General features: G+C 66.8%; 9 protein-coding genes and 1 tRNA gene. All 10 read left to right on the top strand.

Annotated features, from left to right (window positions below):
* The 10 genes from ACP93_RS03985 (at position 1) to rbfA (ending at position 12099) form a co-directional block, all read left to right on the top strand.
* Positions 1-648, top strand: a complete 648-nt coding sequence (locus ACP93_RS03985) for an NADH-quinone oxidoreductase subunit J (protein ID WP_048489482.1) — start codon at positions 1-3, stop codon at positions 646-648.
* A complete protein-coding gene (nuoK, locus tag ACP93_RS03980) occupies positions 645-950 on the top strand; it encodes an NADH-quinone oxidoreductase subunit NuoK (RefSeq protein WP_017908131.1) in 306 nt (101 codons plus the stop codon). Before ACP93_RS03985 ends, nuoK begins: the two co-directional genes overlap by 4 nt.
* 7 nt (positions 951-957) lie before the next feature.
* Positions 958-3129 carry an NADH-quinone oxidoreductase subunit L gene (gene nuoL / locus ACP93_RS03975; protein ID WP_048489481.1) on the top strand — a complete coding sequence of 724 codons (2172 nt, stop codon included), beginning with the start codon at positions 958-960 and terminating at the stop codon, positions 3127-3129.
* Positions 3130-3149: 20 nt separating this feature from the next.
* Positions 3150-4652, top strand: coding sequence for an NADH-quinone oxidoreductase subunit M (locus ACP93_RS03970; RefSeq protein ID WP_048489480.1), 1503 nt, complete (start codon positions 3150-3152; stop codon positions 4650-4652).
* A gap of 36 nt (positions 4653-4688) precedes the next feature.
* Complete coding sequence (gene nuoN / locus ACP93_RS03965; RefSeq protein WP_026143462.1) at positions 4689-6164, top strand: NADH-quinone oxidoreductase subunit NuoN; 1476 nt, start codon at positions 4689-4691, stop codon at positions 6162-6164.
* A gap of 208 nt (positions 6165-6372) precedes the next feature.
* A tRNA-Met gene (locus ACP93_RS03960) sits at positions 6373-6449 on the top strand.
* A gap of 206 nt (positions 6450-6655) precedes the next feature.
* Complete coding sequence (gene rimP / locus ACP93_RS03955) at positions 6656-7261, top strand: ribosome maturation factor RimP (RefSeq protein ID WP_048489479.1); 606 nt, start codon at positions 6656-6658, stop codon at positions 7259-7261.
* Positions 7258-8769 (top strand): transcription termination factor NusA, encoded by a 1512-nt coding sequence (gene nusA / locus ACP93_RS03950; protein ID WP_017908136.1) that lies wholly within the window; start codon positions 7258-7260, stop codon positions 8767-8769. Before rimP ends, nusA begins: the two co-directional genes overlap by 4 nt.
* A gap of 95 nt (positions 8770-8864) precedes the next feature.
* Positions 8865-11573 (top strand): translation initiation factor IF-2, encoded by a 2709-nt coding sequence (gene infB, locus ACP93_RS03945; protein ID WP_048489478.1) that lies wholly within the window; start codon positions 8865-8867, stop codon positions 11571-11573.
* A gap of 112 nt (positions 11574-11685) precedes the next feature.
* The gene (gene rbfA, locus ACP93_RS03940; protein WP_048489477.1) at positions 11686-12099 is read left to right on the top strand and encodes a 30S ribosome-binding factor RbfA; all 414 of its coding nucleotides are present in this window, start codon (positions 11686-11688) and stop codon (positions 12097-12099) included.
* Positions 12100-12191: the final 92 nt, after the last annotated feature.

Raw genomic sequence — 12191 nt, 5'->3', positions numbered from 1 at the left:
ATGGATTGGGTCAATATCGCTTTCTGGATCTTCGCCACCATCGCCGCGGTCGCCGCCGGCGCGGTGATCAGCGTGCGCAACCCCGTGTACGCGGTGCTGTGCCTGATCCTGACGTTCTTCTCCATCGCCTGCGTGTGGCTGCTGGTGGGCGCCGAGTTCCTCGGCGTGACCCTGGTGCTGGTCTACGTCGGCGCGGTGATGGTGCTGTTCCTGTTCGTGGTGATGATGCTGGACATCGACACCGCCCGCATGCGCGAGGGCTGGGTGCGCTACCTGCCGGTCGGCCTGGTGGTGGCAGTGGCGATGCTGGTGCAGATGGTCACCCTGATCGGGGTCAAGGCGCGCAGCGCGGCGCCGTTCCCGGCCGACAACGCCGCGGCGCAGGCCGCCGCGACCTCCAACATCACCTGGCTGGCCAAGACCCTGTTCACCCAGTTCCTGCTGCCGTTCGAATTCGCCGCGATCATCCTGACCGTGGCGGTCGTGGCCGCGGTGATGCTGACCCTGCGCAAGCGCACCGGCATCAAGACCCAGAACCCGGGCGAGCAGTCGCGGGTCAAGGCCGGCGACCGTCTGCGCATGGTCAAGATGGCCGCCGAGAAGCCCACGCTCCACACTCCGCCGGCATCGCAGGAGGGCCAGCCATGATCTCCCTAGGCCATCTGCTGGCGCTCGGCGCGGTGCTGTTCTGCATCGCCCTGGCCGGCATCTTCCTCAACCGCAAGAACGTCATCGTGCTGCTGATGTCGATCGAGCTGATGCTGCTGTCGGTCAACATCAACTTCGTCGCCTTCTCGCGCGAACTCGGCGACGCCGCCGGCCAGTTGTTCGTGTTCTTCATCCTGACCGTGGCCGCGGCCGAAGCCGCCATCGGCCTCGCGATCCTGGTGACGCTGTTCCGTACCCGCCACACGATCAACGTGGCCGAAGTCGATTCGCTGAAGGGCTGACCTGCAGATGGAAATTACGCTCTCCAAGAGTCTGCTGATCGCGGTGGTGCTGGCCCCGCTGGTCGGCAGCATCTTCGCCGGCCTGTTCGGCCGTCAGGTCGGCCGCAAGGGCGCGCAGTTCGCCACCATCCTCGGCGTCGCGGTCAGCTGCGCGCTGTCGTGCTGGACCCTGTACCAGTTGGTCGGGCAGGGCGCCTCGCCGTTCAACCAGAACCTCTACACCTTCTTCGAGGTCGGCCACTATTCGGCCCACGTCGGCTTCATGGTCGACCGCCTGACCGCGATGATGATGGTGGTGGTGACCTTCGTGTCGCTGCTGGTGCACATCTACACCATCGGCTACATGGCCGACGATCCGGGCTACCAGCGCTTCTTCAGCTACATCTCGCTGTTCACCTTCTCGATGCTGAGCCTGGTGATGAGCAACAACTTCCTGCAGCTGTTCTTCGGCTGGGAAGCGGTGGGCCTGGTGTCGTACCTGCTGATCGGCTTCTGGTTCAAGCGCCCGACCGCGGTGTTCGCCAACATGAAGGCGTTCCTGGTCAACCGCGTCGGCGACTTCGGCTTCATCCTCGGCATCGCTGGCGTGCTGCTGTGGTTCGGCACGCTGGACTACGCCAGCGTGTTCGCCAACGCCACCGCGGTGCTGGGCAACGAGGCCGCTGGCGGCCTGGCCCAGGTGCAGCTGTTCCAGGGCCATGCCTGGAACGTCTCCACCATCATCTGCGTGTGCCTGTTCATCGGCGCCATGGGCAAGTCGGCGCAGGTGCCGCTGCACGTGTGGCTGCCGGACTCGATGGAAGGCCCGACCCCGATCTCGGCGCTGATCCACGCCGCGACCATGGTCACCGCCGGCATCTTCATGGTGGCGCGCATGTCGCCGCTGTTCGAACTGTCGCAGACCGCGCTGAACTTCGTGCTGGTCGTCGGCGCCACCACCGCGTTCTTCACCGGCCTGATCGGCATCGTGCAGAACGACATCAAGCGCGTGGTCGCCTACTCGACGCTGTCGCAGCTGGGCTACATGACCGTGGCGCTGGGCGTGTCGGCGTACTCGGCGGCGGTGTTCCACCTGATGACCCATGCCTTCTTCAAGGCGCTGCTGTTCCTGGCGGCCGGCTCGGTGATCATCGGCATGCACCACGAGCAGGACATGCGCAAGATGGGCGGCCTGCGCAAGTACATGCCGATCACCTACTGGACCAGCGTGATCGGCACCCTGGCGCTGGTCGGCACCCCGTTCTTCGCCGGCTTCTACTCCAAGGACACCATCATTGAGGCGGCCGCGCACCATGCGCACACCTCGCATAGCTGGATCGCGACCTACGGCTACTGGGCCGTGCTCGGCGGCGTGCTGATCACCAGCTTCTACAGCTTCCGCCTGCTGTTCCTGACCTTCCACGGCCAGGAGCGCTTCCGCGATGCGCATGCGCACGACGTGCACGCCCACCACGACAGCGCGCATACCGACGCCGAGGCGCAGTCCCACGCACACGATGCGCACGACGCGCATGCGCATGACGACCACCACGGCCATCATGGCGCGCACGAACCGCACGAGTCGCCGTGGGTGGTGACGGTGCCGCTGATCCTGCTGGCGATTCCGTCGATCGCGATCGGTTTCTTCACCATCGGGCCGATGCTGTTCGGCACCGACTGGGCGGGGCACCATGCCGCGGCGGCGATCAAGGGCCAGGCGGTCAGCTTCTTCACCGGCATCGTCGATTTCTACGATCCGGCGCGCGACACCGTCGGCGCGCTGGCCGAAGAGTTCCACGGCCCGGTCGCGTTCGCCCTGCACGGCCTGACCCAGCCGCCGTTCTTCCTGACCCTGGCCGGTTTCGCCCTGGCCTGGATCCTGTACCTGTGGAAGCCGGAGCTGGCAGCGAAGGCGCGCAAGACCTTCTCGGTGCCGGTGTGGATCCTCGAGAACAAGTACGGTTTCGACAAGCTCTGGATCGGCGGTTTCGCCGGCGGCGGCGTGCGCCTGGGCAAGGTGTCGCGCGCGGTGGATACGCATGTCGTGGACGGCGTCATGGTCAACGGCACCGCGCGCGTGATCGACCTGGCGGCCAACCTGCTGCGTCGCACGCAATCCGGTTTCCTCTATCACTACGCCTTCGCGATGATCGTCGGTCTCATTGCCCTGCTGGGCGTGCTGATGCATTTCTGGCGTTGACCTGTACGGAATAAGAACACGTGTCGAACTGGCCTCTACTCTCCATCCTGATCTGGCTGCCGATCATCGGCGGCGCCCTGGTGCTCGCCCTGCGTGATGCGCGTGCGGCGCGCTGGGCGTCGCTGCTGGTGGCGTTGCTGACCTTTGCGCTCAGCCTGCCGCTGCTCACCGGGTTCGACTACGCCAGCGACGCGCTGCAGTTCGTCGAGACCCATGCCTGGATCCCGGCATACGACATCGGCTACAACCTCGGCGCCGACGGCATCGCGGTGGCGCTGATCGTGCTGACCACACTGGTCACGGTGCTGGCGCTGATCGGCGCGTGGACCTCGATCGACAAGCGCGTCAACCAGTACGTGGCCGCGTTCCTGATCCTGGAAGGCGTCACCGTCGGCATCTTCTCGGCCACCGACGCGATGCTGTTCTACGTGTTCTTCGAGGCGATGCTGATCCCGATGTTCCTGATCATCGGCATCTGGGGCGGCCCGCGCCGCATCTACGCCGCGGTCAAGTTCTTCCTGTACACCTTCCTCGGCTCGGTGCTGATGCTGGTCGGGTTGATCTACCTGTACCTGAAGGGCGGCAGCTTCCAGCTCGCCGACCTCTACCAGCTGTCGCTGACCTCCAAGGAACAGACCTGGCTGTTCTTCGCTTTCCTGATCGCCTTCGCGGTCAAGGTACCGATGTTCCCGGTGCACACCTGGCTGCCGGACGCGCACGTGGAAGCGCCGACCGCCGGTTCGGTGATCCTGGCGGCGATCGCGCTGAAGATCGGCGGTTACGGCTTCCTGCGCTTCAACCTGCCGATCCTGCCCGACGCCAGCAACGAGTGGGCGTGGCTGGTGATCGCGCTGTCGCTGATCGCGGTGATCTACGTCGGCCTGGTCGCGCTGGTCCTGGACGACATGAAGAAGCTGATCGCGTACTCGTCGATCGCGCACATGGGCTTCGTCACCCTCGGCACCTTCGTCGCCTTCGCCCTGGTCGGCTTCGGCAGCACCGATGCGGCCCGGCTGGGCCTGCAGGGCGCGATGGTGCAGATGATCTCGCACGGCTTCGTGTCCGGCGCGATGTTCTCCTGCGTCGGCGTGCTGTACGACCGCATGCACACCCGCCGCATCGCCGACTACGGCGGCGTGGTCAACGTGATGCCGTGGTTCGCGACCTTCGCGATGCTGTTCTTCATGGCCAACGCGGGTCTGCCGGGTACCAGCGGCTTCGTCGGCGAGTTCATGGTCATCATGGCCAGCTTCCAGGCGCATCCGCTGCTGGCCTTCGGCGCGGCGACCACCCTGGTGATCACCGCTGCCTACACCCTGTGGCTCTACAAGCGCGTGTTCTTCGGCGAGGTCGCCAATGCGCACGTGGCCGAGCTGAAGGACATCAACGGCCGCGAGGCGCTGGTGCTGGGCGTGTTCGCCGCCGGCGTGCTGGCCCTGGGCCTGTATCCGAAGCCGTTGACCGACCTGATGGAGCCCTCGATCGCGAAGCTGGCGGCGCAGATCGCCACCAGCAAGCTGTAAGCGGCCGTCGAGCGTATTGATTCCAGAGATTTGATGATGACCACCCCTGCGCTGCTGCCTCTGACCACCGTCGACCTGCCGCCCCTGCTGCCCGAGCTGGTGCTGACCGCCGGTGCCTTCTTCCTGCTGATGCTCGATCTGTTCATCAGCGAGCGCAACAAGGCCTGGACCCACATCGTCTCGGTGGCGATCCTGGTCGCGGTGTTCGCGATGCTGCTGGCCGGCGTGGGCGGGCAGGGCGAGGTGTTCAACGGCATGTTCGTGCGCGACGCCGCCGCCGACGTGATGAAGACGGTGATCGTCGGCCTCAGCGCGCTGACCCTGATCTACGGCTGGAGCTACCTGCGCGAGCGCAAGCTGTACCAGGGCGAGATCCCGGTGCTGGTGCTGTTCGCCACGGTCGGCATGATGATCCTGGTCTCGGCCGGCAGCCTGCTGATGGTCTACCTGGGCCTTGAACTGCTGGCGCTGTGCTCCTACGCGCTGGTCGCCTCCAACCGCGACAACGGCATGGCCACCGAAGCGGCGATGAAGTACATCGTGCTCGGTTCGCTGGCCTCGGGCCTGCTGCTGTACGGCATGTCGCTGATCTACGGCGCCACCGGCACGCTGAGCCTGAGCGGCATCCACGAGGCGATCGGCAACGGCCGCGAGCACATGCTGCTGCTCACCGGCACCGTGTTCATGATCGCCGGCGTCGCCTTCAAGCTCGGCGCCGCGCCGTTCCACATGTGGCTGCCGGACGTCTACCAGGGCGCCCCGGCGCCGATCGCGCTGTTCATCAGCTCGGCGTCCAAGCTGGCCGCGTTCGGCATGGCCTATCGCCTGCTGGAAGTGGGCGTGGGCCCGCTGGCGGCGCAGTGGCACTGGGTGATCGGCGGCCTGGCGGCGCTGTCGCTGGTGGTCGGCAACCTGATGGCGGTGGCGCAGAGCAACCTCAAGCGCATGCTGGCGTACTCCACGGTCTCGCACATCGGCTTCCTGCTGCTGGGCGTGGCCGGTGGCGGCGAGCGCGGCTACGCGGCGGCACTGTTCTACGCGATCTGCTACGCGGTGATGTCGACGGCTTCGTTCGGCGCGATCATCGCGCTGTCGCGCAAGGGCTTCGAGGCCGAGAACATCGACGACTTCAAGGGCCTGAACGCGCGCAACCCGTGGATGGCGCTGCTGGTCCTGTGCATCATGGCCTCGCTGGCCGGCGTGCCGCCGTTCCTGGGCTTCTGGGCCAAGTTGGCGGTGCTGGGCGCGGTGGTCGCGGTGCCCGATCAGAACCTGTGGTGGACCGGCCTGGCGGTGCTGTCGGTGCTGTGCGCGGTGATCGGCGCGTTCTACTACCTGCGCGTGATCAAGGTGATGTATTTCGACGAACCGGTCGGCACGCCGCTGCCGGCCAACGACGACCGCGTGCTGGGCGTGGCGCTGGGCGTCAACGCGCTGGGCCTGCTGGCCTTCGGCCTGGCCTGGAGCCCGCTGATGGCGTGGTGCCAGCGCGCCTTCGCGCACCTGGCCTGATCGCGCGAAAGCGCGGTTTTCCCGCTGTTTCCGCCAACGCCGCCGCAAGGCGGCGTTGGCGTTTTTGCATTCGGCGATGCGATTGTTGTTTCGCTTTCCATCGTGTGCGGTTATCATGGCGTCCTTCGAACGGCAGCGTCGCTACCGCATCGAGATGAAAATCAGGGCTTGCAATCGACGCACTGATTCTTCATAATTCCGCTTCTGCTGCGGGGTGGAGCAGTCTGGCAGCTCGTCGGGCTCATAACCCGAAGGTCGCAGGTTCAAATCCTGCCCCCGCTACCATCTTTGTCTGCAGCGGCAACCAGTGCATCGGTTGTCTGCGGCAGGAAAGTTTGGGCTTCGCGATGACGCATGTTCCCGTCGTCGCAACCGGAATCCAGCGTGACCGGAGTTTTACCGGACAAGGGGCCCAGAGGGCCCTTTGTCGTTTCCGGGGTCCGGGAAATGCACGCAACCGATACTTCAACCCTTCAGATGCAAGGCAGGCTGTGAGCGACAAGGCAAACGAAATCGCGACGTTGCTGGGCCCGACCGTGGATGCGTTGGGCCTGGAACTGCTGGGCGCGGAATATCTGCCGGCCCCAGGCGGCGCCACGCTGCGCCTGTACATCGACGTGCCGCTGGCCGAGCAGCCCGAGCGCATCGTCAATATCGACGATTGCGAGCGGGTCAGCCGCGAGGTCTCGGCGCAACTGGACGTGGAAGACCCGATCAGCGGCAACTACACGCTGGAAGTGTCCTCGCCGGGCGTTGACCGGCCGCTGTTCAGTGCCGAACAGTTCTCCCGCCACCTGGGCGAATCGGCCAAGGTGGTGTTGAAGTTGCCACAGCAGGGCCGTCGGCGCCTGCAAGGGCGTATCGTGCAGGCCGACGCCGCTGCCGGCCGTATCACCTTCGAGGTCGACGGTGCCGAACTGGCGGTGGACTTCGACAACATCGACAAGGCGCGGATCATGCCCGACTGGGCGGCGCTGGGCCTGGCGCCGACCAAGCCGGGCAAGGGTCCGAAGCCGGCCGGCAAGAACGCAAAATCCAATAAGAAACCATCCAACGAACCGGCGGCCGACGAGGCTGCGCGCGGAGCGAAAGAATGAGCAAGGAACTGTTGCTGGTAGTCGACGCGGTGGCCAACGAAAAGGGCGTGCCGCGCGAAGTGATCTTCGACGCGATCGAGGCCGCATTGGCGTCGGCGGCGAAGAAGCGCTACCCCGACCAGGACGTGCTGACGCGCGTCACCATCGACCACAAGGACGGCACCTACGAGACCTTCCGGCGTTGGGAAGTGGTGGCCGACGACGTGGTGATGGAGTCGCCCGATCGGCAGATCCGCCTGATGGACGCGGTCGACGAGGCCGAGGGCGTGGACGTCGGCGACTACATCGAAGAGCAGATCGAGAATCCGGACTTCGGCCGCATCGCCGCGCAGGCCGCCAAGCAGGTGATCGTGCAGCGCGTGCGCGAGGCCGAGCGCCAGCAGGTGGTGGACGCGTGGAAGGATCGCGTCGGCGAACTGGTCACCGGCGTGGTCAAGCGCGCCGAGCGCGGCAACATCTATGTGGACCTGGGCGGCAACGCCGAGGCCTTCATCCCCAAGGACAAGGGCATCCCGCGCGACGTGCTGCGCGCCGGCGACCGCGTGCGCGGCTACCTGGCCGAAGTGCGTTCGGAGCCGCGCGGCCCGCAGCTGTTCATCAGCCGCGCCGCGCCGGAATTCATGATCGAGCTGTTCAAGCTGGAAGTGCCGGAAGTGGGCCAGGGCCTGGTCGAGATCAAGGCCTGCGCACGCGATCCGGGCGACCGCGCCAAGATCGCGGTGCTGGCGCACGACACCCGCACCGACCCGATCGGCGCCTGCATCGGCATGCGCGGCTCGCGCGTGCAGGCGGTGTCCAACGAGCTCAACGGCGAGCGCGTGGACATCGTGCTGTGGAACGACAATCCGGCCAACTTCGTCATCAACGCGATGGCGCCGGCCGAGGTGCAGTCGATCATCGTCGATGAAGAGAAGCACTCGATGGACCTGGCGGTGGCGGAAGATCGCCTGGCCCAGGCGATCGGCAAGGGCGGCCAGAACGTGCGCCTGGCCAGCCGCCTGACCGGCTGGCAGCTCAACGTGATGACTGCCGAGCAGGTCGCGGCCAAGTCCGAGGCCGAGCAGGCCGTGGCCCGCCAGCTGTTCATGGACAAGCTGGAAGTGGACGAGGAGATCGCCGCGATCCTGGTCGCCGAGGGCTTCAACTCGGTCGAGGAAATCGCCTACGTGCCGGTCGGCGAGCTGCTGGCGGTGGAAGGCTTCGACGAGGACATCGTCGAGGAACTGCGTGCCCGTGCCCGCGACGCACTGCTCAACGAGGCGCTGGCCGCCGAGGAGAGCGACGACGACGGCGTGCCGGCGGCGGACCTGCTGTCGCTGCCGGGCATGGACGAAGCCACCGCCTACGCGCTGGCCGGCCATGGCGTACGGACAAGTGAGGACCTGTCGGATCTGGCTGCCGACGAAATCCTCGAGTTCGGCATCGAGGACCTGGACAAGGACCGCGCCGCGGCCCTGATCCTGGCCGCCCGCGCCGAGGAGATCGCCCGCCTGGAGCGCGGCGAATGAGTCAGCGATGAATGCCGCCCTGACCCGATCAGGGCTTAGAATCCGCGCTACCTTCGCACGCGGCGAGGGGGCGCCAACCAGATCATAGGATCCGAATGTCGCAGCAAACCACCATCCGCAAGCTGGCCGAACTGGTGAACACGCCGGTCGAGAAACTGCTGGTTCAACTGGCCGACGCCGGGATGAAGTTCAGCGGTCCCGACCAGGTCGTCACCAGCACCGAAAAGATGAAGCTGCTGGGCTTCCTGCGCCGTACCCACGGCAAGACCGACAAGCCGGTCGAGGAAGAGGCCCAGGCGGCGCCGAAGAAGATCACCCTGAACCGGCGCAAGCTGCAGGAAGTGACGGTCAGCGCCGGGCGCAGCAAGACCACGGTCAATGTCGAGGTCCGGCAGAAGCGCACCTACGTGAAGTCGGCCGAGGACTTGGCCGCCGAGCGTGCGGCGCCGTCCGCGGGCGGACGGGTGGACGACGAGCGCGCCGAGATCCTGCGCAAGCTGGAGGAATCCAAGCAGCGCAACCTGGCCGAGCAGCAGAAGCTCGCCGAGCAGGACCGTGCGCGCGTCGAGGAAATCGAGCGCAAGCGCAAGGCCGAGCAGGACGCGCGCGAGCGCGCCGAGGCCGAGCAGCGTGCGGCCCAGGCCGCGCTGGACGCCGAGTCGGCGCCGCCGGCTGCGGCGCCGTCCGCGCCTGCCGCCGACCGCAACGCCGCCGCCGCGCCGCGCGCGCCGCGTCCGCCGATGGCGCCGCGTCCGGCCGGTGCCGCGCATCCGGCCAAGCCGGCCGCGCCGCGCAGCGACGACCGCAACAATGCCAACAACAAGCACAAGACCCGCGGCTCGCACGTGATGGTCGCCGGGGTCGAGGACGACGACAGCACCAGCCGTTTCGCCGGCCAGCTGCATCTGTCCGCGGCCGACCGCGCGCGCCGTTCCAACGTGCGCGGCAAGCCGCGCGGCGGCAGCCACAGCGGCGGCCGTCGCCAGGCCGAACCGTCGCGCAGCGGCGGCGGCGCGCACGGCTTCGAGCGTCCCACCGCGCCGGTGGTGCGCGAAGTGGCGATCGGCGACACCATCACCGTGGCCGACCTGGCGCAGAAGCTCGCGCTGAAGGGCGGCGACGTGGTCAAGGCGCTGTTCAAGATGGGCGTGATGGCCACCATCACCCAGTCCATCGACCACGACACCGCGGCGCTGGTGACCGAAGAGCTCGGCCACAAGCCGGTGCGTGCGGGCAGTGCCGACGCCGAGGACGCGCTGCTGGCGCACACCGAGGACGCGCAGGGCGAGAAGCTGCCGCGGCCGCCGGTGGTCACCATCATGGGCCACGTCGACCACGGCAAGACCTCGCTGCTGGACTACATCCGCCGCACCAAGGTCGCCTCCGGCGAAGCCGGCGGCATCACCCAGCACATCGGCGCGTACCACGTCGAGACCGACCGCGGCGTCATCAGCTTCCTGGATACCCCGGGCCATGCTGCGTTCACCTCGATGCGCGCGCGCGGCGCCAAGCTCACCGACATCGTGGTGCTGGTGGTCGCGGCCGACGACGGCGTGATGCCGCAGACGGTCGAGGCGGTCAAGCATGCGAAGGCGGCCGGCGTGCCGCTGATCGTGGCGGTCAACAAGATCGACAAGTCCGGTGCCGATCCGCTGCGGGTCAAGAACGAACTGCTCGCGCAGGATGTGGTCGCAGAAGAATTCGGCGGCGACACCCAGTTCGTCGAACTCTCGGCCAAGACCGGCCAGGGCATCGACGTGCTGCTGGACGCGATCTCGCTGCAGGCCGAAGTGCTGGAACTGCGGGCGGTGGCCGAAGGCCGCGCCAGCGGCGTGGTGATCGAGTCCTCGCTGGACAAGGGCCGCGGCCCGGTGGCGACGGTGCTGGTGCAGCAGGGCGCGCTGAAGAAGGGCGACTACCTGGTGTGCGGCATCCAGTACGGCCGCGTGCGTGCGCTGTTCGACGAGACCGGCAAGCAGCCCGATTCAGCGGGTCCGTCGATCCCGGTGCAGGTGCTCGGCCTGTCCGGCGTGCCGGATGCCGGCGACGACTTCGTGGTCGTCGACGACGAGCGCCTGGCCAAGGACGTGGCGCAACAGCGCGAGACCAAGCGCCGCGAATCGCGCCTGGTGTCCTCGGCGGGTAGCCGCATGGAAGACATCATGTCGCAGCTCGGCAAGGGCGAGGGCCAGCTGTCGCTGAACCTGGTGATCAAGGCCGACGTGCAGGGTTCGGTGGAAGCGCTGAAGCAGTCGCTGACCGCGCTGTCCAACGAGCAGATCCGCATCAACGTGATCCACTCCGGCGTGGGCGGCATCACCGAGTCCGATGCGAATTCGGCGCTGGCCTCCAAGGCCACGGTGATCGGCTTCAACGTGCGTGCCGACGCCTCGGCGCGGCGCATCATCGAGACCAACGGCATCGACCTGCGTTACTTCTCGATCATCTACGACGTGATCGACCAGGTGAAGCAGGTGGCGTCCGGCCTGCTGGGCGTGGAGATCCGCGAAGAGATCATCGGTATCGCCCAGGTGCGCGACGTGTTCCGCAGCTCCAAGTTCGGCGCCGTCGCCGGCTGCATGGTCGTGGAGGGCGTGGTCAAGCGCAACAAGCCGATCCGCGTGCTGCGCGACAACACCGTGGTGTTCGAGGGCGAGCTGGAATCGCTGCGTCGCTTCAAGGAGAACGTCGACGAAGTGCGCAACGGCACCGAGTGTGGTATCGGCGTGAAGGCCTACAACGACGTCAAGGCCGGCGACCAGATCGAGTGCTTCGAGCGCATCGAAGTGCAGCGTACGCTGTAAGAGCCGGGATTCGGGAATCGGGATTGGGGATTCGTAAAAGCGGTGCGCTACGTGCGTGTCGCTTTTGCGAGTCTCTCCCGCTCCCGTCTTTGCAAAAGAGAGAGCTTCAGTCATGCCCACCAAATCCTTTCACCGTACCGATCGCGTGTCTGCGCAGATCCGTCGCGACCTCGGCACGATCGTGCATGCGGCCGTGCGCGATCATGGCCTGCCGTCGGTCAGCGTGTCCGACGTCGAAGTCACCCGCGATCTGGCCCATGCAAAGGTGTTCGTCACCGCGCTGATGCAGGAGCGCTCGGCCGAGGCGGTCAAGGGCCTGAAGGAGCTGGCGCCGCAGCTGCGCAGCGAACTGGCGCGGGCGATGAAGCTGCGCCATGTGCCCGAACTGCACTTCCACTACGACGATTCGGTCGATCGCGGCGAGCGCATCGACAATCTGCTGCGCGACATGCCGGAACTGCAGCAGGGTCAGGACGACGACGGTCGTGCCGCCGACGACGGCGAAGCAACGCCGCGCAAGGACTGAGTCCACCGCCGATGCTCCGGCATCGGCGTCTGCTGCGCGAACGGAAACATCGAACGCAAGCGTTTCGCACCGCCGCCGCGATCGCGGCGCTG

This window comes from Xanthomonas sp. NCPPB 1128 (assembly GCF_001043115.1).
In the GTDB taxonomy this organism is placed as follows: Bacteria; Pseudomonadota; Gammaproteobacteria; order Xanthomonadales; family Xanthomonadaceae; genus Xanthomonas_A.
This window is presented reverse-complemented; position numbering and strand designations above follow the sequence as displayed.